We start from the raw sequence: 25,200 nt of genomic DNA on the forward strand, positions 1-25,200 counted from the left end.
AGCGGCCATCCATGAAAGACCCAACCGAGATGAGTCATGAGCTGGGTACCCAGGCCGGTGGCGATGACCCGTTTTCCTTGTTGCTGACCGTGCTGGAAAACCTCTGGCTATTGCTCGGGTGCAGCTTGGGTGCAGGCCTGATCGCGCTGGCGTTTGCCTTGCTTACCCCAGCACGCTACATCAGTACCGCAACGATAGATCCGGTTGCTGGTCTGCCGCTGGAGGTTGACCACCAGGCACTCCTGACTCTTCGCGGAGAACGACAGAAGTTGCTGCCCTTGCTGTTGAAATCGCCCGACACGATGTCCAGGTCCCGTCAACGTATTCAGTTGGGTAGTGAGGTGGTGGTCGCTCAGGTCAGGGCACGTCCTGACGGAAGCATCAGCCTTCAGGTGCAGGGACCAACGCCTCAGGCTGCCCAGGTATTGGCTCAGACATTGATCGACGTTGCGCTGGAGAAGTCACGGCCTTCAGCGGACGAACTGATCAGACTGGAGGCGGAATTCCGCTCCATGGACGAGCAGGCGCAAGCCCTCCGAAGGGCGGCAGAGTCTCTACGGTTGCGGCTGGCTGCTGCAGACGCCAATGGTGATGTATCCGGCCAGCTGGCAAGCAATCTCGGTGCTGTGATCGGAAACATCGACACCTTGGAGCGTCGTATGTCTTTCAACAGGCTGATCGCCACGGGTGCGACTGAGGACGTTGTGCTGGAGGCGCCCACTACACCGGTCAAGGCTGCTGGGCTCGGCCATTTGGCTTGGCTGGCTCTGGGCACGATGGCGGGACTGATGGCGGGATTGATCGGGATTTTCTTGCGGGAGTCATTTCGCCAGTTCCGCCCTCATCCTGAACAAGCTGCACGTATGCGCGCGCTGTTTGCTCGTTGGCCATTTGCCCGCAAAGGCTGAACCATGCAGATCCTGCTGCTCGGCGCCAACGGACAGGTCGGCTGGGAACTGCAGCGCAGCCTGGCACCGTTGGGCAGCCTGCACGCAGCCGACCGCACTGGAGCGGACCTGGAGCAGCCCGATCAGTTGCGCGCTCTGGTGGCCCAGGTGCAACCGGATGTGATCGTGAATGCCGCCGCGCACACCGCGGTGGACCGGGCCGAGTCCGAGCCAGAGCGGGCCCATGCCGTCAACGCCGAGGCCCCGGGTCTGCTGGCGCAGCTGGCGGCCGAACGCGGCGCCTGGCTGGTTCACTACTCGACCGACTACGTGTTCGACGGCAGCGGCACCCGGCCCAGGGCCGAGGACGACCCCACCGGTCCACTCAGCATGTATGGCCGCACCAAGCTGACCGGTGAAGAGGCCATTCGCGCCAGCGGAGCCCGTCACCTCATCTTCCGCACCAGCTGGGTCTATGCCTCGCGGGGCAGCAACTTTGCGCGCACCATGCTGCGCCTGGGTGCTGAGCGCGAACTGCTGCGCATCATCGACGACCAGATCGGCGCCCCCACCGGTGCCGATTTGATTGCGGACGTCACCGCCCACGCCATACGGCAGGCCATCACCCAGGGCATCACCGGCACCTTCCATCTTGCGGCTGCTGGCCACACCAGCTGGCATGGCTATGCGCAGTTCGTGTTCGATGCGACACAGCGCCTGAAGCCCGATCTGCCCCTGAAGGTGCAGACGGTGGAGGCCATCCCCACGTCGGCCTACCCCACCCCGGCGCAGCGCCCGCTCAACTCACGTCTGGATACAAACCGGCTGCAGTCCACCTTCGGTCTGCGGCTGCCCCACTGGCACACTGGCGTGTTGCGCATGCTCTACGAGATCCTCTGACCACCATGACCGCACGCAAAGGCATCATCCTCGCCGGCGGATCGGGCACCCGCCTGCATCCTGCCACGCTGGCCATCAGCAAGCAGCTGCTACCGGTCTATGACAAGCCCATGATCTATTACCCGCTGAGCACGCTGATGCTGGCGGGCATCCGTGAGGTGCTGATCATCAGCACACCGCAGGACACGCCGCGCTTCCAGCAGCTGCTGGGCGACGGCAGCGCCTGGGGCATTCGGCTGGAATACGCGGTGCAGCCCAGCCCGGACGGCCTGGCCCAGGCCTTCCTGATCGGCGAGACCTTCCTGAACGGTGCGCCCAGCGCTCTGGTGCTGGGCGACAACATCTTCTACGGCCACGACTTTGCGCCGCTGCTCAAGGCGGCCGATGGGCAGACCTCGGGCGCCACCGTTTTCGCCTACCACGTGACCTACCCGGAGCGGTACGGCGTGGTGGAATTCGACGACCAGGGCCGCGCCCGCAGCATCGAAGAGAAGCCCGCCCAGCCCAAAAGCCCGTACGCGGTGACCGGCCTGTACTTCTACGATGCCCAGGTGGTGGACATCGCCAAGGCCGTGAAGCCCAGCGCCCGTGGCGAACTGGAGATCACTTCGGTCAACCAGGCCTACCTGGAGCGCGGCCAGCTCAATGTGCAGATCATGCAGCGCGGCTACGCCTGGCTGGACACCGGCACCCACGACAGCCTGCTCGACGCGGGGCAGTTCATTGCCACGCTGGAGCACCGCCAGGGTCTGAAGATCGCCTGTCCCGAAGAGATCGCCTGGCGTGCCGGCTGGATCAACAGCGAGCAACTGCTGACCCTGGCCGCGCCGCTGCGCAAGAACAACTATGGGCGTTACCTGGAGCGTCTGCTGGACGATCGCGTTTTCGGGGGGCGTCCGTGAACCTGAAGGTGACTCCCACGGCGATTCCCGACGTCCTCGTCCTGGAGCCCAAGGTGTTCGGCGACAGCCGCGGGTTCTTCATGGAAAGCTTCAACCAGTCGGCCTTCAAGGAAGCCACCGGACTGGACGTGAACTTCGTACAGGACAACCACAGCCGCAGCTCCAAAGGGGTACTGCGCGGACTGCATTACCAGTTGCCACCGCATGCCCAGGGCAAGCTGGTGCGGGTCGTGCGCGGCAGCGTGTTCGACGTGGCGGTGGACATCCGGCGCGATTCGCCCACCTACGGGCAGTGGGTAGGGGTGCAACTCAGTGAGGACAACCACCGCCAGCTCTGGATTCCACCCGGGCTGGCGCACGGGTTTCTGGTCACCAGCGAATCGGCGGATTTTCTTTACAAGACCACGGCGTATTACTCACCGAGCCACGAACGCTCCATACTGTGGAGCGATCCGGTACTGGCCATTCGGTGGCCTATCTCCGAGACAGTGCTTGTTTCGTCCAAGGATCAGGCGGGTTCGGCGTTTGACGCGCTTGTGGACTTCGGTCAATCACTCAACCCATGAATCACACATCTCCCAGGATTTTTGTGGCAGGCCATCGTGGCATGGTGGGGTCAGCCATCGTGAGGCGTCTCAGGCAGATCGGCATTCCCGAGCAGCAGATCCTCACACGATCAAGATCCGAGCTTGACCTGACGCGCCAGCAAGCAGTTGAAAATTTCCTGCGTCAGGAGAAGCCGGATGAGATCTATCTCGCTGCAGCCAAGGTTGGCGGCATATATGCCAACCATGCTTACCCGGCGGAATTCATCTACGACAACCTGGTCATACAGACCAACGTGATCCAAGGAGCATTCGCCGCGGGAGTCAAGAAGCTTCTGTTCCTCGGGTCTAGCTGCATCTACCCCAGGCTAGCAGAACAGCCTATCCGTGAAGAAGCTCTCCTCAGCGGACCACTGGAGGCTACCAACGAGCCATACGCGATTGCCAAGATTGCCGGCATCAAGATGTGCGAGAGTTTCAACCGGCAGTACCAAGCTTCGCATGGCATCGACTACCGTAGCGTCATGCCAACCAACCTGTATGGACCGGGCGACAACTACCACCCGGATAACTCACACGTCATTCCAGGGCTGATTCGCCGATTTCATGAAGCCAAGATCCAGGGCGCTGATTCAGTCCGGATTTGGGGCACCGGCAAACCGTTACGCGAATTTCTGCATGTGGACGACATGGCCGCCGCGAGCGTTCATGTCATGAATCTCGACCGTGCGGCGTACGTTTCGTCTACTGGAACGACCATCAGCCATCTCAACGTCGGATCCGGCTCCGATATGAGCATCCTTGATCTTGCACGGCTGATTGCCACGGTGGTCGGCTTCACGGGGGTGATCACCCCTGATCCCTCAAAGCCGGACGGAACGCCTCGCAAGCTGATGGACAGCAGCAGGTTGCGCTCGACTGGCTGGCGCCCCTCCGTGGCGATGAAGGAAGGTCTGCAATCTGCATACACCGACTTTCTTCATTCATACCAATAACACGCTCGCTCCTGACTTTTAAAACATGACCAAGGTTGCACTCATCACGGGCATCACCGGCCAAGACGGCAGCTATCTTGCAGAGTTCCTGCTTGATAAAGGCTATGAGGTTCACGGCATCAAACGCCGCGCATCGAGCTTCAACACCGCGCGGGTAGACCACATCTACGAGGATCCACATATCGAGAACGCCCGCTTCAAGCTGCATTACGGAGACCTCACTGACACCAGTAATCTGGTGCGCATCATCCAGCAGACACAGCCTGATGAGCTTTACAACCTGGGCGCCCAGAGCCATGTAGCCGTCAGCTTTGAGAGCCCGGAATACACCGCCGATGTGGACGCTATCGGGACGCTGCGTCTCCTGGAGGCTATCCGCATCCTGGGACTGGAGAAGAAGACCCGCTTCTACCAGGCCAGCACCAGCGAGCTTTACGGCCTTGTGCAAGAGGTACCGCAAAAAGAGACCACGCCCTTCTACCCGCGCAGCCCCTACGCCGTGGCCAAGCTGTATGCGTACTGGATTGCGGTGAACTATCGCGAGGCCTATGGCATGTATGCCTGTAACGGCATTCTCTTTAACCACGAGAGCCCGCGCCGGGGCGAGACCTTTGTGACCCGCAAGATCACGCGGGGTCTGGCTAACATCCAGCAAGGCCTCGAGGACTGTCTGTACATGGGCAACATCGATGCATTGCGCGACTGGGGTCACGCCAAGGACTACGTTCGGATGCAGTGGCTCATGCTGCAGCAAGAACGGCCAGAGGACTTCGTGATTGCCACTGGTCAGCAATACAGCGTGCGCCAGTTCATCGAATGGACATCCGAAGAGCTGGGCATGCAGTTGCGCTGGGAAGGCAGCGGCGTGAATGAAGTGGCCATCTGGACCAATGCGCCCGCCGGCGCTGGCGCAGCGCCTGCTGACCGAGTGGTGGTGCGCATTGATCCGCGTTACTTCCGCCCCGCAGAAGTGGAGACCCTTCTCGGCGACCCGGGCAAAGCCAAGCAGAAGTTGGGCTGGACTCCGGAGATAACGGCGCGCGAAATGTGCGCAGAAATGGTGGCGCACGATCTGCAGCAGGCCAAGCAGCATGCCCTGTTGAAGCAGCACGGCTACAACGTCAATGTCAGCGCGGAGTGAAGGCATGAAGGCAGTCATTCTGGCCGGCGGCCTTGGCACGAGGATCTCGGAAGAGACGCACCTCAAGCCCAAACCCATGATCGAAATTGGCGGGCGCCCGATCCTCTGGCACATCATGAAGATGTATTCCGCCCACGGGGTGAACGATTTCCTGATCTGCTGTGGCTACAAGGGCTACGTGATCAAGGAATATTTCGCCAACTATTTCCTCCATATGTCGGACGTGACCTTCGACATGAGCACCAACCAGATGGAGGTACATGAGCGCAAAGCAGAGCCATGGCGGGTGACGCTGGTGGACACGGGCGAAGACACACTCACCGGCGGCCGACTGCGGCGAGTGCGCCGCTACCTCGAAGGCGAAACCTCTTTCTGCTTTACCTACGGCGACGGCGTTTCGGACGTCGACATCAGCGCCCTGATCCGGTTCCACCAGTCGCACGGTCGAATGGCCACAGTGACCGCGGTTCGGCCACCAGGGCGCTATGGCGCCCTGGAGCTCGACGGCGAGCGTGTCGCCGGATTCACCGAGAAGCCCCGTGGGGACGGTGGCCTGATCAACGGCGGGTTCTTTGTACTTTCGCCCGATGTGATCGAGCTCATCGACGGAGACCGCACGAGTTGGGAGGCAGAACCCCTGGCCCGGTTGGTCGCGAAGGACGAGCTTCGCGCCTTTGAGCATGAGGGCTTCTGGCAACCCATGGACACGCTTCGGGAAAAGAACCACCTCGAAGAACTGTGGAGCGGGGGCAAGGCGCCATGGAAACAATGGCCGTGACCAAAGGCTCTTCACCCAACCCAGGGTTCTGGCGCGGCAAGCGGGTGCTCGTGACAGGACACACGGGCTTCAAAGGCGCCTGGCTGACCCACTGGCTCTCAACAATGGGGGCAGAAGTGATCGGGCTCTCGCTCGCCCCTCACACCAGCCCCAGCCTGTATCAACTGCTCTCGCTGGACCGGCGTTGCACCAGCCGCATTGGCGATATCCGTGACGAGTCCACCGTCCGCAACACCGTACGCGAGAGTCAGCCCGATGTAGTGCTTCATCTGGCTGCCCAAGCACTGGTGCGCGCCAGCTACGCATCACCGGTGGCCACCTTCAACACCAATGTGATGGGCACTGCCCACGTGCTGGAGGCGCTGCGCGATTGTCAGCGGTGCCGTGTGGCGGTGATGGTCACCACCGACAAGGTCTACCGCAACCGTGAGTGGGTGTGGCCGTACCGGGAAGAAGACCCACTTGGCGGCCATGACCCCTACAGCGCCAGCAAGGCCGCCTGCGAAATGGTGATCGAGAGCTGGCGTCTGTCCTTCCTTGAGGCCGGCGGCATCGCCGTGGCCAGCGCTCGCGCGGGGAACGTCATCGGCGGCGGAGACTGGTCTGAAAACCGCCTCATCCCCGACGCTGTGCGCGCCTGGCAAGACAACCGCACGCTGGACATCCGAAGCCCCGACGCCGTGCGGCCGTGGCAGCACGTGATCGAACCGCTGGCGGGCTATCTGGTACTGGCCGAGCACCTGTGGCACACCCCGGAACTCGCTGGCTCCTACAACTTCGGGCCATTTGCAAACGCCACCGCGCCGGTTCGCGAAGTCATCGAACTCGCACGGCAGACGTTTCACAGAAGCGATGTCGCCTATGGCCAGGTTGACGCCGGGCCTCACGAGGCAGGGCTGCTGGCACTGGACCCATCGCGCGCGAAAGCCATCCTTCGAGTGCAACAACGCTTCTCGCTCGACGAATCGGTTCGCCGGACCATGGGTTGGTATCTCGCCCAAAGCCAGGGCCAGCCCGCAGCCGAACTCTGCGACGGCGACATCGCCGCCTGGATGGAGGCCGCATGACCCGCCTGGAACTGTTCCCCACACCTATTGCCGGCCTACACCGTGTGGTTTCGCGCCAGTTGGGCGATTCAAGGGGATACCTGGCGCGGGCCTTTTGCACCGAAGAACTGTCGGCAGCGGGTTGGCTTGGGCCCGTGGCCCAGGCCAACCTGACCTACACGCGCCATAAGGGCACCGTTCGTGGCCTTCATTTCCAGCATCCGCCACATGCAGAAGCCAAATTGGTCCGCTGCCTGCGCGGGGAGATCTGGGATGTAGCGGTTGACCTGAGAAAAGACTCGCCCACCTTCCTCAAATGGCATGCCGAGGTGTTGTCACCCGAAAACATGAGTGCCCTCCTGATTCCCCAGGGATGCGCCCATGGCTTTCAGAGCCTCACCGACGACGTCGAAATGCTTTACCTGCACTCCGCGGCCCACGCCCCCGCCAGCGAAGGCGGACTGAGCATCAACGATCCTCTGCTGTCTATTGATTGGCCCCTTTCCATCGGCGAGATCTCTGCCCGCGACCGCTCCTTCTCGTTCCTGCCCCACGACTTCAAAGGTATCAGCCTGTCATGAAATGTCGCCACTGCGGCCAGCCGCTACAGCACACCTTCCTTGATCTGGGATTCGCCCCTCCGTCCAACGCGTACCTGACGCAGGACGACCTCACCCGCCCAGAAAAGTACTTCCCGCTAAAAATTCGCGTTTGCGACCACTGCTGGCTGGTGCAGACCGAGGACTACGCCCAGGCCGATGAACTGTTCAATGCCGACTACGCTTACTTCTCAAGTACTTCCGAGGGATGGCTGCGCCACGCTCGCCAATACGCGCAAGACATGCGACAACGCCTGGCTCTGTGCACTGACAGTCTCGTCATTGAGGTGGCATCGAACGACGGCTACCTGCTGAAGAACTTTGTGGAAATGGGTATTCCTTGCTTGGGCATTGAACCAACGGCCAGCACCGCGCAGGCCGCCGAGCAATTGGGCATTCCCGTGCTGCGAGAGTTCTTTGGCGAAGCCCTGGCCAGGCGGTTGGCAACCCAGGGCAAGCAGGCCGACCTGATAACTGGCAACAATGTCTACGCCCACGTACCCGACATTAATGACTTCACCCGAGGGCTGAAGGCAGCACTCAAGCCCGGGGGCACCATCACGCTGGAGTTCCCACATCTCCTGCAGTTGATACAGCAATCACAGTTCGACACCGTCTACCACGAGCACTTCTCGTACCTGTCGCTTGGCACGGTACAACGCATCTTTCAAACTGCCGGCCTTCGCGTACACGACGTCCAGACCCTAGGCACCCACGGCGGAAGCCTGCGCGTATTCGGCTGCCATGCTGAAGACACACGGGCCAACACCGCTGCGGTGGGCGACATCCTGCAGCTTGAACAATCGAGTGGCCTACAAAACTTGCAGACCTACACTACGTTCCAGGCCAAGGCCGATCGCGTCAAGAATGACCTCCTGTCGTTTCTGCTGGAGCAGAAGAAGGGGGGGAAAACGGTCGTCGCCTATGGAGCGGCTGCCAAAGGCAACACCTTGCTGAACTACGCAGGCGTCAAGACGGATTTGTTGCCACTGGTGGCGGATGCGGCCAAGGCCAAACAAGGCAAGTACATGCCCGGTAGCCATATTCCAATCGTCCATCCGGATGCATTAATGGCATTAAACCCGGATTTCGTACTGATCCTGCCCTGGAACATCGCCACCGAGGTCGTGGCGCAAATGAAGAGTCAACTGCCGACCGGCACGCGTTTCGTGCTAGCGGTTCCAGAACTGATGCTGCAATGAACGAACGTATTCTCTACACCAAGCCTTCGATCACTGATCTTGAGGTCAGCTATGCGACGGACGCCGCCGCTAACGGATGGGGCGAGCGTTGTTACGATTACATTGTGCGCTTTGAGGGCGGTTTCAAGGAACACCTAGGCGTCAGATATGCAATTGCTACGTCAAGTTGCACCGGAGCTCTGCATCTCGGGCTTGCAGGTCTCGGGGTCGGACCAGGAGACGAAGTTATCATGGCTGACACCAATTGGATTGCTTCTGCAGCTCCGATCGTTCATCTGGGGGCGAATCCGGTATTCGTTGACATACTGCCTGACTCTTGGTGTCTGGATCCCGAGCAAGTGGAAGCGGCCATCACACCACGAACCAAGGCGATTCTCGCGGTGCATCTGTATGGAAACCTCTGCGAGATGGATAAGTTGCTTGCCATTGGAAGGACATATGGCATTCCGGTAGTGGAAGATGCAGCTGAAGCAATTGGCTCCGTTTATCACGGCAACAAGGCGGGCTCCATGGGCACCTTCGGCACATTCTCTTTCCACGGCACAAAGACACTCACCACCGGCGAAGGGGGCATGTTCGTCACCAATGACAGCGCGCTGTACGAGAAAGTTCTGACCCTTAGTAATCATGGCAGGGCAGCTGGCCAGATCAAGCAGTTTTGGCCCGACATGGTTGGCTTCAAGTACAAGATGTCCAATATCCAAGCAGCTATTGGATGTGCACAATTAGAGCGGATCGATGATCTAATTTCGCGGAAGCGAGAGATTCTGAGCATCTACCGAAGCCACCTTGAAGGATTAAGCGGCGTGAATCTTAACCCCGAACCGTTAGGCGTTACTCTAGGCGCTTGGATGCCTACAGCGGTCCTTGACCCCGCAACTGGAATCAACAGGGATGACATGTTGAAAGCCTTTCGCGCCCAAAACATCGATGCCCGCGTCTTCTTCTGGCCCTTATCTGGCTTATCGCCCTTCGAACCCAAACCAAGTAACAAACACGCATGGGATATCCCCAATCGCGCAATCAATCTACCAAGTTATCACGACATACCCACCACCGCTATTGCGCGAGTATCGGCAGTTTTAAGGAATCTGATCAACCATGGTGCGTAGGTTTGTTATTTGGGGTGCTTCCGGGCATGCAAAGGTAGTTGCCGGAGTTGTGCACAGGATTGGTGGCGTCATCTCAGCCACCATTGATAAACGGCCCGATGTGCCCTGTATTTTCGGAGCTCCCGCCTTTCGCGGACCCAATGCTTTCGAGGGTTGGCTATCAACTGTCCCCAACCCATCTGAATACAGTGGAGTGATTTGCATTGGGGGGGCGCACGGAGATGAGCGAATAAAAGTGCTGACCCAGATGAGGAATGCCGGCCTAAACCTAAGCCCACTCATTGATCCCAACGCATTTGTGGACGATTCCGCCAGTTTGGGGGAGGGTTCACAAGTACTACCGGGGGCTGTTGTTGCAGCTGAAGCTTCTATTGGCAACGCATGTATCATCAACCACCGTGCATCGATTGATCACGAATCTTCTATTGGAAATGGTGTACATGTGGCACCAGGGGCAACTGTGTGCGGACTCGTTACCATCGACACTGCAGCGTTCGTTGGCGCAGGCTCTGTGGTGCTCCCAAGGCTTTCCATCGGTGCGCATGCCCGCGTCGGAGCAGGCGCCGTCGTAACACGCAACGTAGCATCATATTCCACCGTAGTCGGCAACCCAGCAAAACTCATCCATAGGAATCAATTGTGACACCATACGACAAATTCAAGTCCGAATGTGCCGTCGAGATCAAGCAACAGGGACAAGACTCTGATTTTGAGTACTTAACGAGGCTTTGGATGAATAAGGCCAACTCTCACAAGTACTCATATCATTTTGAGTGGATGGGTCGACCAATCATTCAGTATCCTCAGGACGTAATTGCGATCCAAGAGCTTATCTGGCAAGTCAAACCTGACCTGATAATTGAGACCGGTGTTGCGCATGGCGGCTCTGTCATTCTGAGCGCCTCTCTTTTGGCGCTGCTCGATCTTTCTGACGCCATCCAATCAGGAACACACACTATTAATCCTTCTGCATCCAATCGACTTGTTGTTGGTATCGATATCGACATCCGGCCGCACAACCGGAAAGCTATCGAAGAGCACCCGATGGCGTCCCGAATTAAACTCATTCAAGGTTCCAGCATCTCCAGCGATGTAGCGGACGAGGTCCGTGAAATCGCCAAAAAATTTAAAAGCACACTAGTGTTTTTGGACAGCAACCATACCCATCAACACGTGCTTGAAGAACTCAAGATTTACGCGCCGCTGACGTCCCCTGGCAGTTATTGCGTAGTCTTTGACACCGTGATCGAAGATATGCCAAAGGCTTTGTTTCATGACCGCCCATGGGGTCCGGGGGACAATCCAAAAACTGCGCTCAAACAATATCTCCAAGAAAATCCAGAGTTCTCCATCGATCGACAATACGACGACAAACTCAAAATTACGGTGGCGCCTAGCGGATTTCTCAAGAGAAGATGAGAGACGGTGATGCGGCTTGCCCAGAATTTCGTTGCCAATATCGCCGGATCGGCAATAACGATTGGGGCAGGCGTCATCTTTCTGCCGTTCTACCTTATTCTGCTGGGGGCCGAAGCTTACGGCCTTATCGGATTCCACACCATCGTGACAGGTGTTGTGGCATCGATGGACACGAGTTTCGGGCAGATCGCTAATCAGTTTTTCTCCCGCGCAAGAGCTGCTATAGAAAACAGCTCTGGAAACTACGCAGCTTTCAGGAGCGGGGAGAATCTTGCTATCGGTGGGGCAGCACTCACGTTGTTGTTGATTATTGCACTGTCGGGCCCAATCTCGACCACATACTTCAAATACCAATCACTCAGACAAGCCGAAGTACAACTTGCCATCGTTCTTTCAGGAAGCTCTATTTGCCTGCGATGGCTTCAATCCTATTACAGCAACGTTTTGGCCGGACTGGAAAAACAGGTAGGAATCAACCTGGTGCTGTCAACCACAGCAATCATTCAGTTTGGCGGCGGATTTCTTGCAATAAAGATAATTCAACCATCCATTATCATTTTTTTCGAGTTCATTCTCTTGATCCAGCTTGTGAGCACACTCTTTCTTCGCAAGCTGGCATGTCGACAATTTTCAGACACTAAAAACAACAGGCGGCGAATTTCGCCCTTGGAAATTCTCAGCGGCCGAGGATTCGCCGCTCAAGTATTGGGAACGAACCTGATGGGCGCGGTGATTTCCCAATCAGACAAGCTTATTGTCGGCGCACTCACGGACATGAAGACATTTGGCGTCTATTCATTTTGCGCCACAGTTGCTTCACTCATATTAAAGTTAGCAGCCCCGGTTTTTGCGACAGTGTATCCTCGCCTATCGCTGCTCTCAACCACAGCATCAAAATCCCAAGAGCTAATCACAAGTCATCATCTAGCATGTCAGATAATAACAATTCTTGTGGTTCCATCCGTTGGTCTGTTGATATTCTTTCCTCAAGAGATCATTTTGTTTTGGGCTGGATCACATGAACTGGCCTCTGCGACATATCCAATGCTGTCAATGCTGGCTGTAGGCAACGCATTGAACTCAATGGTGCAAATTCCATACGCGCTTCAACTGGCACATAATTGGGCGAAACTAGCATTCACTCAGAATATTGTCGCCGTGATCTTGTTTCCACCAACCGTGTGGTGGCTAGCTTCAAATTTCGGCACGCAAGGCGCCGCACTCGGCTGGATTGGAATCAACCTCGGATACTGCGTACTTGGAGTTTACCTAATGCACCGACATTTGCTCCGGGGCGAGTTTTTTCCTTGGCTCAAACTTGATTTGCTCAGGCCAGCGGCTTATTCCATTCCACCTTTATTGGTCGCTCTATCTTGCGATACCTCGACCATGTCTCGGACCGAGCTTGCCGCTTTTTTGTTTGCGACCGGCTTTTGGATGATGTGCTTTACTGCTATCGGCGCAAAAGATCTTCTTAAATTTGTTCACCTACGGATTAAAAATGGAAAGTAGCCCCCCATTGGTTACGATCGGCATCCCAACATACAACCGGTCCACACAGCTGCTGCGCGCTATTACTTCTGCCCAAAAACAAACCTACAACCATATAGAGATCATTGTTTCTGACAATGGATCGACAGATGATACAGAGGCCATGTGCAGGGAGCTCGCCAATCATGACCAACGCATACAGTTCTTTCGGCAGCCTACCAATTTGGGCGGGACTGGAAATTTCAACTGGGTTCTATCAATGGCAAGAGGGTCCTATTTCATGTGGCTTGGTGACGACGATTGGATCGAATCAAACTATGTTGAGTCGTGCCTGAACATCCTTCACCAAGATGCCGCACTTGCTCTTGTCTCCGGTCTCCCTGTGTACTGTAATGCAGGAGTTCACAAGTACGGAGGTCGCATCTTCGACGCGGATCACGTTGATGCAAGGCACAGGATTACCCGATTTCTGTTTAAAGTCACTGATAACGGTGCGTTTTACGGGGTATTCCGAAAGGATGCAATATCCGACCTTCAGCTTTCAGACAAATTCGCCGGGGATTGGTATTTCGTATGTGACGCATTGATATCTGGCACATTCAGAATGACTGTAGACACACATATTCACAGAGAGCTCGGCGGAGCCACCGAAAGCTATAAAAGGCTGACCAAGCTTTATAGCCTTCCTTGGATTGCGAGACTCATTCCTAGTATCTATGCTGCAAGATCATTCAAACAGCATTTGATTGAATCCAAAAGATTTCAATCTCTTCAACTTGGATTTTTTCGGTCTACATGGCTTTTTGTCATCATTCTCACTCGGCCGCTCACCAATATCCCATATCGCTTGAAGCGAAAACTTAGCCTCTCTTGATAGATGGATACGAGCGGACAAGGACTACTATCGATTTATTTGCCCTCCTTGGTTTTGGCAGGGCTTTGTCTTTTTCTGGTCGCTTATTCACTCCTGAAGCATCAACGCAATCTAATCAACCCGATTGCATTTTTTGTGTTCTTGGATTTAGTTGCAATGGGCTTGCTGTCAGCCTACTCGTCTATTCAAGGGCCTGCGAGCTTCGGCGCCTCAGCCGCCGCAATCTCTTATACTCTTTGGCTGCACATCACCTACGGTGTCGGGGTTGCTGTTGGATACTTCACCCCAAAGAATCCATTTCAATGCACTTTTGCCCTTGGACTGACGAGCTTGAACTTCAGCCCTTCAGGCATTCATATCAAAGGCGCCTTTTGGTTTCTCTTATTAGCAGGCGCACTTGCTGCATTTTTGCTTTTGGCAAGATCCGATGTTGAGAATTTACTCTGGATCACATCTCCACGAGAAGCCTATATTAGCCTTCGCACGGGATTCGGGCACTGGTGGCTTCTGTATCAGGCATGTGTCGTGCTTTGTTTTCTCATTGCACTGCACGTAGTGGCTCACTCCAAACACGGAAAGGGGCTTCAGTTACTTGTGGTTGGTGCAGCGGTATTGATGATGTACTTCACTGGATCCAAGACTGCAGTACTACTTGTTCCGATCATCGCTGCCATCCATCACCACTTCTATCGAAGCAAACTGCCCTTTTCCTGCCTCATTGGACTAGCCGTCGCAACTGTTACCTTGTTCTCGATTCTTCTGGGTCCGAATGGTGAGTTAGGACTGTTTTCTGGTGTCATAAGGTACTTTGCGGATTATGTTTCGGTTACCGCACTTGCCGTAGATCTGATTGACTTTCAGGGGCATACGAAAGGGCTGTCCGCCCTTTCATCGCTTTGGTACTTTGTACCGCGCAGTCTTTTCCCCGAAAAGCCATTCGAGTACGGCGCCACAATCCTTCACGGGACACTATTTCCGGGAAGCGCGGAGCTTGGACACACTCCAGGGATACTTCCATGGCTGGTGGCCTACATGGATTTCGGCCTTCTCGGGATCATTGCCTACTCTGTTATTCTCGGATCTTTTATCCGAGCTGTCTATCTAGAGTTTCTCCGCACCCGTGATCTTGGCTCGTTTTTGTTGATGACTTCATTTTGCTTCGTACCTCCGCTTGCTTCTGGGAGCTTTGCTTTATACATTTTACTTGCTGTGATCCTGTGGATCATTTTCGGCAAGCTTGAGCCCAACTTTCGGAATCGGAGACAATTATCTGATTCAGGCACACATGCATCTTTCAACTGACGCCATTCAATCAATCATTAATGAGAACTGCACTTATCACCGGTGTCAGCGGACAAGATGGCGCCTATCTCGCCAAGCTTCTGCTGTCAAAGGGCTATCGGGTGTACGGGGCGTCTCGTGATGTTCATGCCTCGATGTCCGTCAACTTGGCCCGGTTAGGAGTCGATTCCCGCATTCAGCGACTGTCCATCAACCTGAACGACTTTCGCAGCGTGCTTCAGGGATTGACTCAGGCCGCTCCCGATGAGGTCTACAACCTCGCTGGACAAAGCTCTGTGGGTCTCTCCTTTGAGCAGCCTGTAGAAACCCTGGAGAGCATCGCCACTGGGACATTGAACTTGCTGGAAGCGATACGGTTTATTGGCAAGCCTATCCGTCTATACAGTGCAGGCTCGAGCGAATGTTTTGGTGATACGGGTACCTTGGCAGCCAGCGAAGAGACACCCTTCCGGCCCCGCAGCCCTTACGCGGTTGCCAAGGCCGCTGCCTTCTGGGAAGTGGCCAACTACCGCGAGGCCTACTCTCTGTTTGCCTGCACGGGTATCTTGTTCAACCACGAGTCACCCTTGCGGGGTGCCCGCTTCGTGACACGCAAGATCGTGCAGGCAGCCTGCCGCATCGCGGCGGGATCTGGCGAGCGCCTGAGGCTGGGCAACATCGACATCGCCCGTGACTGGGGTTGGGCGCCCGAGTATGTAGACGCCATGTGGCGCATGCTTCAACAGCCCAACCCGACTGACTTCGTGATAGCAACTGGCAAGACGCACAGCCTTAGGTATTTCATAGAACTGGTCTTCGAAGCCTGCGGTATCGACTGGCGGAATTGGGTTGACGTTGATAGCTCCCTTTTCAGACCAACCGACCTGAAAGAGGGCCATGCAGACCCGTCCAAGGCCTCACATGAATTGAACTGGCGCGCCGAGGTGTCCTTTGAAGAGCTCGTCAGGCGCATGGTGGCCGTCGAGCGTGGCCAGCTCTCTTTGCTGGATGCCTGAGTGCCCTTGGTACGCATGAACCCCTGTCTGGACAACATCATTTTTTCCTTGCAGCGTGCGGGAGGCATCTCCGTCTACTGGAGCGAGCTGTGGTCTCGCTTGCTTCGTGATGGGCTATCGGCTGTCGCCATCGAAGCGCAGGGCGCCAAGCAGAATATCTTTCGGGCGAACTTGGACATTCCATCGCACCAGACTCGTTTAGATACGCGGCCCGTTCGCATGGCTCGCTATCTCCGAGCGCCGGCACTGGCCGGGCGGGATGAGCTGGTGCATTCCAGCTACTACCGTAGACCTTCGTCAGGGCGTGTGCCGCATGTGCAGAGTTGTTATGACTTCACCTATGAGCGCTTCTGGCGAGGGCCTGCGCGCTGGGCGCATTCGTGGCAAAAGCGGCAGGCTGTCGAGTCGGCCAACGGGGTAATCTGCATCTCGGAAAGCACTCGCAGAGATCTTCTTTACTACTGCCCGAGCGTGCGAGAAGAAAACACGTGCGTCATTCACCTGGGTTTTTCCGACTCGTTTAGGCGCGTGCCTGAACAAGAAGCCCAGGCCTTGGTAGCGCCGCACTCGGCACCCGATGGGCCCTACTCAGTGTTTGTCGGTGACCGCAGCGCTTACAAGAATTTCCCTGTAGCGGTGGACGCCGTGGCTCTGTGCCCTGGCCATCGACTGGTGGTGGTCGGTGGTGGACCACTGAAGGAAAGAGACCATAGGCGCCTTGAGCATCGGCTGCTTGGCCGGTGGACGCACATCGACCGCGCGCCCAGTGCCCTTCTCAATGCGCTTTACAACCGGGCGCACGCGCTGATCTACCCGTCGAGCTACGAGGGCTTTGGCATCCCGGTGATTGAAGCCATGGCCGCTGGCTGTCCCGTCATAGCGGTGAATGTCTCGTCCATTCCCGAGGCTGCCGGCGACGCCGGTCTCTTGCTGGATCGGCCCGACGCGGAGGGCGTGGCCGAACAGCTGCGTCGCCTGGAGGACGCCGGGTTTTGCGCTGGCGTCCAGTCGCGTGGCTTACATAATGCCCAGCGGTTCTCCTGGGAGAGCTGCTATCGGGATACCCTTTCTTTTTATGCCCGCGTCTTGGGGCAATGGTCGTCCCCGTGAAAATCACCGTCATCACCGTCTCTTACAACAGCGCCGCCACCATCGCGGACACCGTACGCTCCGTCGCCAGCCAGAGCCATCCTGATGTAGAACACTTGGTGATCGATGGTCAGTCCACCGATGGCACGGTACAGGTGGTGGAGGCCCATCGGCACCCGAATCTTGTGCTGAGCTCAGAACCGGACAAGGGCATTTACGACGCCATGAACAAGGGCCTGAGCCGCGCCACAGGCGAGGTCATCGGCTTCCTGAACGCCGACGACTTTTTTGCCGACGCCGATGTGCTGGCGCGCGTGGCCAAGGCGTTTGAGGATGACCCTAGCGTCGAGGCCTGCTTCGGCGATCTCCTGTACGTGTCGGAAGACAACCGCAAAGTAGTGCGCTATTGGAAATCGCGGCCGTTTGAGAAGGGGAGCTTTGCCCGTGGCTGGTGTCCGGCACATCCCACGTTCTACATTCGGCGCTCAGCCCTGGAGCGCCTGGGCCAGTTTGACCTGACCTATCGCCTGGCAGCCGACACCGAGTTCATGATGCGGTACCTTGAGCGTGGTGGTGTGCGGTGCGCCTACATCCCGCGCGTGCAAGTGAGGATGCGTGTGGGGGGCGCCACCAACCAGAGCTGGCGCAACATCGTTCGGCAAAATCAAGAGATCTTCCACGCACTGCAGAAGAACGGCGTGCCCCATCTCACAGTGTCTTTCTGGGCACACAAACTGGCCAGCCGTCTCTGGCAACGCCTGGCCGGGCTGCTTCATCCCGCCTGAATCATGACCACCCTGATCACTGGGTCCACCGGTTTCGTCGGGCGGCGCCTGGTCAACACGCTGCACTCGCAGGGCCGGCCGGTTCGCGCCGCTGTGCGTGCGCCAGACGCCTCTCTGCAGGTGCCACAGGTCGTGCTGCCCTCGCCCGGCACCACCATCGACGACTGGAGACCGCTGATCAAGGGCTGCGATACCGTGATTCACCTGCTGGCACGCGCCCATGTCATGCAAGATGAGGCGTCCGACCCCCTGGCGGCGTTTCGTCTGGTGAACACCGAGATGACCAAGGCCTGTGCTGCAGCCGCCGCCGCAGAGGGTGTGCGCCGATTTGTATTCGTTAGCTCCATCGGCGTTCAGGGCAACGCCACTACTGTACGCCCCATCGAAGCCCAAGACCCGCTCGCTCCGCACTCGCCCTACGCCCAATCAAAGGCGGAGGCCGAGCTGGCACTGCGCCAGCTGGCAGAGGCCGAGTCCATGGAGTGGACCATCGTCCGGCCTCCTTTGGTGCACGGCCCGAATGCACCCGGCAACATGCATATCTTGATGCGGGTACTTCACAAACGCGTGCCTCTGCCGTTGGCTGGCGTGATCCACAACCGGCGTAGCTTGGTAGCGGTCGACAACTTGGTGGATCTCTTGATCCGCTGTATCGATCATCCCCGTGCTGCAAATCAGACATTCCTGGTCAGTGACGGAGAAGACTTGTCTACGGCTGACTTGCTGCAGCGGCTAGGAAACGCGATGGGTCGGTCACCGCTGATGTTCAGGGTTCCCACCAGCGTCCTGTGGGCAGGTGCGCGGTGGATGGGTAGAGGTGACTTGGCGCAACGATTGCTGGGAAATCTCCAGGTCAACATCGATCACACGCGCCAGACATTGGGCTGGGAACCGCCCATTTCGGTAGACGAAGGTCTGCGCCGCGCTGCAAAGGGTTTTCGGCCATGACCCTCAAACGCCTGTTTGACCTCGCCCTCGCCGTACCTGCAGCCCTGCTACTGGCGCTGCCCATCGCCCTGGTCGCCCTGGCCGTCCGCGTCACCTCCCCCGGTCCGGCGCTGTACTGGAGCGACCGTGTGGGTCGCCACAACCGCATCTTTCGCATGCCCAAGTTCCGCAGCATGCGCATCGACACGCCGGCGGTGGCCACCCACCTGCTGGAGAACCCGGCGCAATGGCTCACGCCCATCGGACCCTTCCTGCGCAAGAGCAGTCTGGACGAACTGCCCCAGCTCTGGAGCATCCTGCGCGGCGACATGAGCTTTGTCGGGCCGCGCCCGGCCCTGTTCAACCAGGACGACCTGATCGCCCTGCGCACCGAGGCCGGCGTGCACGAGCTGGTGCCGGGCCTCACCGGCTGGGCGCAAGTGAACGGGCGTGACGAAATACCCATTCCCCAGAAGGTGGCGCTGGACGCCGAATACCTGCGCCGCCAGAGCCTGGCGTTCGACCTGCGCATCCTGTGGCTCACCGCCGTGAAGGTGCTGCGCAGCGACGGCGTGAGCCACTGACCCTGCCATCACCATGACGCCCCATCCCGATACCTCGGTCACCGCGTCCAAATTGCTGGAGCTGCCGCGCCCGGTCAAGCGACTGCTGGCCCTGCTGGTGGATGCCTCGCTGTGCACCCTGGCGGTGTGGGTGGCGCTGTACATGCGGCTGGAGGTCTGGCTGCGGCTGGAGGGCGCCTACCTGTGGCCGGTGGCGGTGTCGATCGCCCTGGCCATTCCCTTGTTCGTGCGCTTCGGCCTGTACCGGGCCATCTTCCGTTATGCGGGCTGGAATGCCACCGTGGCCCTGGCCCAGGCCATGGCCCTGTACGGACTATTCTTCGCCACGGTCTTCACGCTGGTGGGCGTTCAGAGCGTGCCGCGCTCGGTGGGGCTGATCCAGCCGCTGCTGCTGCTGGTGTTCGTGGGTCTGAGCCGGCTGGTTATCCGCCTGTGGCTCGGCGGCCTGTACCGGCACCTGCTGGCCGAGAAGGCGCGGCCGGGCGTGCTGATTTATGGTGCTGGCGAAGCCGGTCGGCAGCTGGCCGCCGCGCTGGCCCGCAGCACCGAGTACCGGCTGGTGGGCTTCGTGGACGACGATCCACGCCTCCAGGGCCGCAGCCTGGACGGGCGCGACGTGCATGGTCCGCACGATCTGGACCGGGTGATCGCGCGCGACGGTGTGAACGATGTGCTGCTGGCCCTGCCCTCCATCTACCCGGTGCAACGCCGACAGATCGTGGACCGGCTGCGCGCGCACCCGGTGCATGTGCGCACCCTGCCCGGTGTGTCCGACCTGGCCTCGGGCCGTGTGAGCCTGAGCGATCTGCGCGAACTCGACATCGAGGACCTGCTGGGCCGCGCACCCGTGAGTCCGGACCCGGCCCTCATGGGCCAGCTGGTCACCGATCATGTGGTGGCCGTCACCGGCGCTGGCGGCAGCATCGGCAGCGAGCTGTGTCGCCAGATCGTGCAGCAGCGGCCCGCCACCCTGCTGCTGATCGAGCAGAGCGAGTTTGCGCTGTACGCCATCCACCACGAACTGCAGGCGCTGGTGCAGCGCTCCGACTCCGGCGTGGCGCTGGTGCCGCTGCTGGCTTCGGTGACCGACCGCCCACGCATGGACGCCATCCTGCAGTCGTGGCAGCCGCACACGCTCTACCACGCAGCCGCCTACAAGCATGTACCGCTGGTGGAGCACAACCCGGTGCAAGGCATCCGCAACAACGTGTGGGGCACCTGGTGTTGCGCCCAGGCCGCGCGCGACGCAGGGGTGAGCCACTTTGTCCTGATCAGCACCGACAAGGCGGTACGGCCCACCAACATCATGGGCGCCAGCAAGCGCCTGGCCGAGATGGTGCTGCAGGCCATGGACAGCGACCGCGGAGATGACCGCACCCGCTTCTGCATGGTGCGTTTCGGCAATGTGCTGGGCTCCAGTGGGTCGGTGGTGCCCTTGTTCCGACAACAGATCGCCGCCGGCGGCCCCATCACCCTGACCCACCCCGACATCACCCGCTACTTCATGACCATTCCCGAAGCGGCCCAGCTGGTGATGCAGGCCGGCGCCATGGCCACGGGGGGCGAGGTCTTCGTGCTCGACATGGGCGAGCCGGTGCGCATCATCTACCTGGCCCACCGCATGGTCGAACTCTCGGGCCGCACGGTGAAGACGCCCGAGCGGCCGGATGGCGACATTGCCATCGAGATCACCGGGCTTCGCCCCGGAGAAAAGCTGTACGAGGAACTGCTGATCGGCGACGACCCGCAGCCCACCACCCACCCGCGCATCATGAAAGCGCACGAAGACCAGCTGCCCGCCGACGCACTGGTCACCGAACTGGCCGCGCTGGATGGCGCCATGCAGGCGGGCGACCTGGCCACGGTGCGTGCCCTGCTGCAGCGCCTGGTGCAGGGCTACCAGCCAGAGGCCGACATCGTGGACTGGCTGCACCTGCGTGAAGCAGAAGGCAAAAAAAAGCCACCTCGCGGTGGCTTGTAGCAAGTCCCCTGAAGGACGTCGTTGGAAATCGTTGAGCCCTGGCAACCAGGGCGGTCGGTCTAGGCCAACTTGTCAGGTTGTGTGACAGCACGGGCGCGATTCTGGGGGGGCGGCGGGATTCTGGATATCCCCAGAACAGGGGAACGGCAGCGTTCTGCGGGGGCGGGGTTTCCCGGGGTGTCTCAAGCGACCGGCAGCCGCACCTCGAAGCGGGCACCACCGCCGGGCCGGTCGGTCACCCCCACCGTGCCGGCGTGGCGTTCGGTGATGGTGCGCACCAGCGACAGGCCCAGACCCACACCGCCTTCGCGTTCGCTGGCGCCCGGCAGGCGGTAGAACGGCTCGAAGATGCGCGTGCGCTGGTCGGCGGGCACGCCGGGGCCGTGATCGTCCACGCTGATGAGCGCCAGGGTGCGGCCCTGCTCGGTGACCGGGCGGACGCTCACCTGCACTTCGGCATCGGTCGCTCCTGCTGCGCGGCCATAGCGCCGGGCGTTCTCCAGCAGATTGCGCAGCAGGCGGCGCAGCAAGCGGGCGTGCCCCGGCACCACCAGTTCGCCGCTGCCCTCGTCCATCTGCAGCAGGGCGCCGGTGCGGGCACACTCTTCAGCGGCCAGGCCGACCAGGTCCACCTCTTCCTTCGGGCCTAGGGCGGCGGGGTCGGCGCCATCACGCAGGTCGAGCCGGCTGGCCAGCAGGATCTCGTCGATGAGCTGGTCCAGCTCGTCGATGCTGCGGGCCATCTCGGCGCGCTGCAGGGCCGAGCCGGCATCCTGACCCAGCAGCGCCAGGCCCATGCGGATGCGCGCCAGGGGCGAGCGCAGCTCGTGCGAGGCATTGGCCAGCAGCGTCTTGTGGGACTGCAGCAGGGTCTGCACCCGCTCGGCCGCCGCATTGAAGCGCCCGGCGAGATACGCCACCTCGTCCTGCCCGGTCTCGGGCAGGCGCGTGGACAGGTCGCCCGAACCCCAGCGCTCCACGCCTTTCTGCAGCGTCTCCAGACGCTTGGTCAGGCGCCGCACGATGGGGTAGGCGCCCAGCGCCACCGCAAAGGCCACCAGGCCCAGCAGCCAGGCAAAGCCGGCCGGGGTGAGCAGCCAGTCGGGCGCCCGGGCGGGCGGCGGTGCGCCGGTGCGGTTGGGCCGGGGCAGCAGCACATAGAGTGTCTGCCCGTCGTTCATGCGCACCTCGAACTGCCAACCCTCTCCGGGGATGCGCACGGCCTGGGTGGGGGCGTCGCCCAGCACCTCGCCGTTGCCGTCGCGCACGATCACCGTGCGGGTGACGCGAGCTTCGCGCTCGGCCCGGTCGCGCTCCAGTGCCTGCTGCCACAGCCATCCCACCACCAGCGTGAGCACCGTGACGGCGGCCACCACGGCCAGCCAGATGCGCAGGTACAGGCGCTGACCGAAGACGGCAAAGCTCATGCGCCGGCCTCAGTCCTGCTGCTTGGCAAACACATAGCCCACGCCGCGCACGGTGAGGATGCGTTTGGGGTCCTTGCTGTCGTCCTCGATGGCGCTGCGGATGCGGCCGATGTGCACATCGATGGAGCGGTCGAAGGCTTCCAGCTCGCGGCCGCGCACGGCTTCCATGATCTGATCGCGGGTGAGCACGCGGCCGGCCCGCTCGGCCATGGCCACCAGCAGGTCGAACTGGTAGGAGGTGAGTTCGCAGGGCTGTTCGGCCACGGTCACGCTGCGGGCGTCGCGGTCGATCTCCAGAGAACCGAAACGCATGATGGGCGTGATGCGGCTGGCAGCGCCGGCCCCCGGCTCGCCCCGGCGGCGCAGCACGGCGCGCACACGGGCCAGCAGTTCGCGGGGTTCGAAAGGTTTGGGCAAGTAGTCGTCGGCCCCGATCTCCAGGCCGATGATGCGGTCCATGGGGTCGCCCTTGGCGGTGAGCATGAGCACCGGTGTGCGGGCCAGCTCGTCGGGCAGGGCGCGGATGCGGCGGCAGACCTCCAGACCGTCGATGCCCGGCATCATCAGATCCAGGATCACCATCTCGGGCTGGATCAGGCGCAGCTGTTCCAGCCCTGCCTCGCCATCGGGCGCGTGCGCCACCTCGAAACCGGACTGGCCCAGGTACTCGGCCACCATCTGGGCGAGGCGGCGGTCGTCTTCGATCATCAGCAGGCGGGAGGTCATGCGGGTCGTGGGTGCAAGAGGAATGACGAAGTCCGGATGCTCGCGGCTGCGGATGAAGCTGCGCTGCGCCCGGCGTGAAGATTTGTAAACCGGCGGTGCACGGTCACCTTCAACGGGGCGGAGTGGTCCAGCGCGAGGCCAGTGCAATGATCACCAGCACCGGCAGGCCAAGGGCAGCGGTCGACATGAAGAAGGTCGGGTAGTCGAAGGCATCGACGAAGGCGCCCGAGTAGCCCGCCAGCCACTTCGGCGCCAGCAGCATCATGGAACTGAACAGCGCGTACTGCGTGGCCGAATAGCTCACGTTGGTCAGGCTGGAGAGGTAGGCAATGAAGGCGGCCGAGGCCACTCCGGCGCTCAGGTTGTCGGCCGAGATCACCATCACCAGCGCGGTCACGTCGTGCCCGTGCCCGGCCAGCCAGGCAAACAGCAGGTTGCTCGCGGCCGACAGGATGGCGCCCAGCATGAGCACCCGCATCACCCCCAGGCGCAGCGACAACGCGCCGCCGATGAAGGCCCCCACCAGGGTCATGATGACGCCGTACACCTTGGTCACGGCGGCCACCTCGTCCTTGGTGTAGCCCATGTCCACATAGAACGGGTTGGCCATGATGCCCATCACCACATCGCTGATGCGGTAGGTGCCGATGAGCAGCAGGATCAGCAGCGCATGACCGCGGTAGCGGCGCAGGAAGTCGGCAAAGGGTTCAACCAGGGCACCCCGCAGCCACTCGGCCAGGTTGCGGGCGGGCGGCAGCTCCACCCGGGCCGGCTCGCGCGAGAACAGCACCGTGACCACGCCCACCACCATGCTCGCCGCCATGACCAGGTAGGCCGTGGTCCAGGCCACCTGCTGGTAGAGCGAGCCCGGGGCTGCGCCGGCGGCGGCCACGGCCGGCGCCACCTCGGCCCGCGCGGCCAGCCACAACACACCGGCACCGGCCCAGATCATGGCCAGGCGGTAACCGGTCTGGTAAGTGGCGGCCAGCGCGCCCTGGCGGCGGGCATCGGCCGATTCGATGCGGAAGGCGTCCAGCGCAATGTCCTGCGTGGCCGACGCAAAGGCCACGGCCAAGGCGCACCACACCACCACGTCGAGCTGGCTGCGCGGATCGGCCAGCGCCATGCCGCACAGCGCCGCCACGATGCACAGCTGCGAGAGCAGCAACCAGCTGCGCCGCCGGCCCAAAAGCCGGGTCAGACCCGGGATGGGCAGGCGGTCCACCAGCGGCGCCCAGCACCACTTGAAGCCGTAGGCCAGGCCCACCCAACTCAGGTAGCCGATGGTGGTGCGGTCCAGCCCGGCCTCGCGCAGCCGGAAGCTGAGCGTGCCCAGCACCAGCAGCAGCGGCAGGCCAGCAGAAAAGCCCAGCGCGAACATGCGCAGGCTGGCGGGCTCCAGGTAGACGCGCAGGGTCTCGCCCCAGGTGGGGCGTGCGTCGGGAGCGGGGGGGTGGGTCGTGATCGCTTCGGGTGCGGACATGGCGGGCCGG

Annotated in this window: 25 protein-coding genes; 22 read left to right on the forward strand and 3 right to left on the reverse strand. The window is 60.2% G+C overall.

What is annotated here, in order from left to right:
• The first annotated feature begins 11 nt into the window (after positions 1-11).
• From WD026_RS11420 to WD026_RS11525, 22 genes are read left to right on the forward strand one after another with little or no spacing between them, the layout of a single operon-like run.
• On the forward strand, positions 12-908 hold the full coding sequence (locus WD026_RS11420) for a hypothetical protein (RefSeq protein ID WP_425723784.1): 897 nt from the start codon (positions 12-14) through the stop codon (positions 906-908).
• A 3-nt stretch (positions 909-911) separates the two neighbouring features.
• A complete protein-coding gene (gene rfbD / locus WD026_RS11425; protein WP_425723785.1) occupies positions 912-1,787 on the forward strand; it encodes a dTDP-4-dehydrorhamnose reductase in 876 nt (291 codons plus the stop codon).
• Positions 1,788-1,792: 5 nt separating this feature from the next.
• Positions 1,793-2,689, forward strand: coding sequence for a glucose-1-phosphate thymidylyltransferase RfbA (rfbA, locus tag WD026_RS11430; protein ID WP_425723786.1), 897 nt, complete (start codon positions 1,793-1,795; stop codon positions 2,687-2,689).
• Positions 2,690-2,691: 2 nt separating this feature from the next.
• The gene (gene rfbC, locus WD026_RS11435) at positions 2,692-3,255 is read left to right on the forward strand and encodes a dTDP-4-dehydrorhamnose 3,5-epimerase (RefSeq protein WP_425724163.1); all 564 of its coding nucleotides are present in this window, start codon (positions 2,692-2,694) and stop codon (positions 3,253-3,255) included.
• Positions 3,252-4,229, forward strand: coding sequence for a GDP-L-fucose synthase family protein (locus WD026_RS11440; RefSeq protein WP_425723787.1), 978 nt, complete (start codon positions 3,252-3,254; stop codon positions 4,227-4,229). The genes rfbC and WD026_RS11440 overlap by 4 nt, the downstream gene beginning before the upstream one ends.
• Before the next feature lie 25 nt (positions 4,230-4,254).
• Positions 4,255-5,370 (forward strand): GDP-mannose 4,6-dehydratase, encoded by a 1,116-nt coding sequence (gmd, locus tag WD026_RS11445; RefSeq protein ID WP_425723788.1) that lies wholly within the window; start codon positions 4,255-4,257, stop codon positions 5,368-5,370.
• A gap of 4 nt (positions 5,371-5,374) precedes the next feature.
• Complete coding sequence (rfbF, locus tag WD026_RS11450) at positions 5,375-6,148, forward strand: glucose-1-phosphate cytidylyltransferase (protein ID WP_425723789.1); 774 nt, start codon at positions 5,375-5,377, stop codon at positions 6,146-6,148.
• Complete coding sequence (rfbG, locus tag WD026_RS11455) at positions 6,139-7,215, forward strand: CDP-glucose 4,6-dehydratase (RefSeq protein WP_425724164.1); 1,077 nt, start codon at positions 6,139-6,141, stop codon at positions 7,213-7,215. Before rfbF ends, rfbG begins: the two co-directional genes overlap by 10 nt.
• Positions 7,212-7,775, forward strand: a complete 564-nt coding sequence (locus WD026_RS11460; RefSeq protein WP_425723790.1) for a dTDP-4-dehydrorhamnose 3,5-epimerase family protein — start codon at positions 7,212-7,214, stop codon at positions 7,773-7,775. The genes rfbG and WD026_RS11460 overlap by 4 nt, the downstream gene beginning before the upstream one ends.
• Complete coding sequence (locus WD026_RS11465; RefSeq protein WP_425723791.1) at positions 7,772-8,995, forward strand: methyltransferase domain-containing protein; 1,224 nt, start codon at positions 7,772-7,774, stop codon at positions 8,993-8,995. The genes WD026_RS11460 and WD026_RS11465 overlap by 4 nt, the downstream gene beginning before the upstream one ends.
• A complete protein-coding gene (locus WD026_RS11470) occupies positions 8,992-10,107 on the forward strand; it encodes a DegT/DnrJ/EryC1/StrS family aminotransferase (protein ID WP_425723792.1) in 1,116 nt (371 codons plus the stop codon). The genes WD026_RS11465 and WD026_RS11470 overlap by 4 nt, the downstream gene beginning before the upstream one ends.
• On the forward strand, positions 10,097-10,750 hold the full coding sequence (locus WD026_RS11475; RefSeq protein ID WP_425723793.1) for a NeuD/PglB/VioB family sugar acetyltransferase: 654 nt from the start codon (positions 10,097-10,099) through the stop codon (positions 10,748-10,750). The genes WD026_RS11470 and WD026_RS11475 overlap by 11 nt, the downstream gene beginning before the upstream one ends.
• The gene (locus tag WD026_RS11480; RefSeq protein ID WP_425723794.1) at positions 10,747-11,526 is read left to right on the forward strand and encodes a cephalosporin hydroxylase family protein; all 780 of its coding nucleotides are present in this window, start codon (positions 10,747-10,749) and stop codon (positions 11,524-11,526) included. The genes WD026_RS11475 and WD026_RS11480 overlap by 4 nt, the downstream gene beginning before the upstream one ends.
• A gap of 9 nt (positions 11,527-11,535) precedes the next feature.
• The gene (locus tag WD026_RS11485; RefSeq protein ID WP_425723795.1) at positions 11,536-13,038 is read left to right on the forward strand and encodes a lipopolysaccharide biosynthesis protein; all 1,503 of its coding nucleotides are present in this window, start codon (positions 11,536-11,538) and stop codon (positions 13,036-13,038) included.
• Positions 13,028-13,891, forward strand: coding sequence for a glycosyltransferase family 2 protein (locus WD026_RS11490; RefSeq protein WP_425723796.1), 864 nt, complete (start codon positions 13,028-13,030; stop codon positions 13,889-13,891). The genes WD026_RS11485 and WD026_RS11490 overlap by 11 nt, the downstream gene beginning before the upstream one ends.
• A 3-nt stretch (positions 13,892-13,894) precedes the next feature.
• Positions 13,895-15,193, forward strand: a complete 1,299-nt coding sequence (locus WD026_RS11495; RefSeq protein WP_425723797.1) for an oligosaccharide repeat unit polymerase — start codon at positions 13,895-13,897, stop codon at positions 15,191-15,193.
• Positions 15,194-15,213: 20 nt separating this feature from the next.
• Complete coding sequence (locus tag WD026_RS11500; protein WP_425723798.1) at positions 15,214-16,188, forward strand: GDP-mannose 4,6-dehydratase; 975 nt, start codon at positions 15,214-15,216, stop codon at positions 16,186-16,188.
• Between the two features lie 15 nt (positions 16,189-16,203).
• Positions 16,204-17,298 carry a glycosyltransferase family 4 protein gene (locus tag WD026_RS11505; protein ID WP_425723799.1) on the forward strand — a complete coding sequence of 365 codons (1,095 nt, stop codon included), beginning with the start codon at positions 16,204-16,206 and terminating at the stop codon, positions 17,296-17,298.
• Positions 17,295-18,062, forward strand: coding sequence for a glycosyltransferase family 2 protein (locus tag WD026_RS11510; RefSeq protein ID WP_425723800.1), 768 nt, complete (start codon positions 17,295-17,297; stop codon positions 18,060-18,062). The genes WD026_RS11505 and WD026_RS11510 overlap by 4 nt, the downstream gene beginning before the upstream one ends.
• Positions 18,063-18,065: 3 nt before the next feature.
• Positions 18,066-19,010 (forward strand): NAD-dependent epimerase/dehydratase family protein, encoded by a 945-nt coding sequence (locus tag WD026_RS11515; protein WP_425723801.1) that lies wholly within the window; start codon positions 18,066-18,068, stop codon positions 19,008-19,010.
• Entirely contained in the window at positions 19,007-19,573 is a 567-nt protein-coding gene (locus tag WD026_RS11520; RefSeq protein ID WP_425723802.1) for a sugar transferase, read from the forward strand. Before WD026_RS11515 ends, WD026_RS11520 begins: the two co-directional genes overlap by 4 nt.
• 13 nt (positions 19,574-19,586) lie before the next feature.
• The gene (locus WD026_RS11525) at positions 19,587-21,554 is read left to right on the forward strand and encodes a polysaccharide biosynthesis protein (protein WP_425723803.1); all 1,968 of its coding nucleotides are present in this window, start codon (positions 19,587-19,589) and stop codon (positions 21,552-21,554) included.
• 182 nt (positions 21,555-21,736) lie between these two features.
• On the opposite strand, the gene WD026_RS11530 is transcribed toward WD026_RS11525, so the two are convergent.
• The 3 genes from WD026_RS11530 to WD026_RS11540 form a co-directional block, all read right to left on the reverse strand.
• Positions 21,737-22,981 (reverse strand): ATP-binding protein, encoded by a 1,245-nt coding sequence (locus WD026_RS11530; RefSeq protein ID WP_425723804.1) that lies wholly within the window; start codon positions 22,979-22,981, stop codon positions 21,737-21,739.
• 9 nt (positions 22,982-22,990) lie between these two features.
• Positions 22,991-23,707 (reverse strand): response regulator, encoded by a 717-nt coding sequence (locus WD026_RS11535; protein WP_425723805.1) that lies wholly within the window; start codon positions 23,705-23,707, stop codon positions 22,991-22,993.
• A 109-nt stretch (positions 23,708-23,816) separates the two neighbouring features.
• The gene (locus tag WD026_RS11540) at positions 23,817-25,190 is read right to left on the reverse strand and encodes an AmpG family muropeptide MFS transporter (protein WP_425723806.1); all 1,374 of its coding nucleotides are present in this window, start codon (positions 25,188-25,190) and stop codon (positions 23,817-23,819) included.
• Between the last annotated feature and the right edge of the window lie 10 nt (positions 25,191-25,200).

Origin of the sequence: Hydrogenophaga sp. R2, assembly GCF_049843595.1 — a bacterium.
Taxonomy (GTDB): domain Bacteria; phylum Pseudomonadota; class Gammaproteobacteria; order Burkholderiales; family Burkholderiaceae_C; genus Hydrogenophaga.

Coding starts and splice junctions, on each gene's coding strand:
- gmd (WP_425723788.1), top strand. CDS start 4,255: ATGACCAAGGTTGCACTCATCACGGGCATCACCGGCCAAGACGGCAGC.
- WD026_RS11440 (WP_425723787.1), top strand. CDS start 3,252: ATGAATCACACATCTCCCAGGATTTTTGTGGCAGGCCATCGTGGCATG.
- WD026_RS11535 (WP_425723805.1), bottom strand. CDS start 23,707: ATGACCTCCCGCCTGCTGATGATCGAAGACGACCGCCGCCTCGCCCAG.
- rfbG (WP_425724164.1), top strand. CDS start 6,139: ATGGCCGTGACCAAAGGCTCTTCACCCAACCCAGGGTTCTGGCGCGGC.
- WD026_RS11490 (WP_425723796.1), top strand. CDS start 13,028: ATGGAAAGTAGCCCCCCATTGGTTACGATCGGCATCCCAACATACAAC.
- WD026_RS11460 (WP_425723790.1), top strand. CDS start 7,212: ATGACCCGCCTGGAACTGTTCCCCACACCTATTGCCGGCCTACACCGT.
- WD026_RS11500 (WP_425723798.1), top strand. CDS start 15,214: ATGAGAACTGCACTTATCACCGGTGTCAGCGGACAAGATGGCGCCTAT.
- WD026_RS11515 (WP_425723801.1), top strand. CDS start 18,066: ATGACCACCCTGATCACTGGGTCCACCGGTTTCGTCGGGCGGCGCCTG.
- rfbA (WP_425723786.1), top strand. CDS start 1,793: ATGACCGCACGCAAAGGCATCATCCTCGCCGGCGGATCGGGCACCCGC.
- WD026_RS11485 (WP_425723795.1), top strand. CDS start 11,536: ATGCGGCTTGCCCAGAATTTCGTTGCCAATATCGCCGGATCGGCAATA.
- WD026_RS11470 (WP_425723792.1), top strand. CDS start 8,992: ATGAACGAACGTATTCTCTACACCAAGCCTTCGATCACTGATCTTGAG.
- WD026_RS11520 (WP_425723802.1), top strand. CDS start 19,007: ATGACCCTCAAACGCCTGTTTGACCTCGCCCTCGCCGTACCTGCAGCC.
- WD026_RS11525 (WP_425723803.1), top strand. CDS start 19,587: ATGACGCCCCATCCCGATACCTCGGTCACCGCGTCCAAATTGCTGGAG.
- WD026_RS11495 (WP_425723797.1), top strand. CDS start 13,895: ATGGATACGAGCGGACAAGGACTACTATCGATTTATTTGCCCTCCTTG.
- WD026_RS11420 (WP_425723784.1), top strand. CDS start 12: ATGAAAGACCCAACCGAGATGAGTCATGAGCTGGGTACCCAGGCCGGT.
- WD026_RS11540 (WP_425723806.1), bottom strand. CDS start 25,190: ATGTCCGCACCCGAAGCGATCACGACCCACCCCCCCGCTCCCGACGCA.
- rfbF (WP_425723789.1), top strand. CDS start 5,375: ATGAAGGCAGTCATTCTGGCCGGCGGCCTTGGCACGAGGATCTCGGAA.
- rfbD (WP_425723785.1), top strand. CDS start 912: ATGCAGATCCTGCTGCTCGGCGCCAACGGACAGGTCGGCTGGGAACTG.
- WD026_RS11465 (WP_425723791.1), top strand. CDS start 7,772: ATGAAATGTCGCCACTGCGGCCAGCCGCTACAGCACACCTTCCTTGAT.
- WD026_RS11505 (WP_425723799.1), top strand. CDS start 16,204: ATGAACCCCTGTCTGGACAACATCATTTTTTCCTTGCAGCGTGCGGGA.
- WD026_RS11475 (WP_425723793.1), top strand. CDS start 10,097: ATGGTGCGTAGGTTTGTTATTTGGGGTGCTTCCGGGCATGCAAAGGTA.
- WD026_RS11530 (WP_425723804.1), bottom strand. CDS start 22,981: ATGAGCTTTGCCGTCTTCGGTCAGCGCCTGTACCTGCGCATCTGGCTG.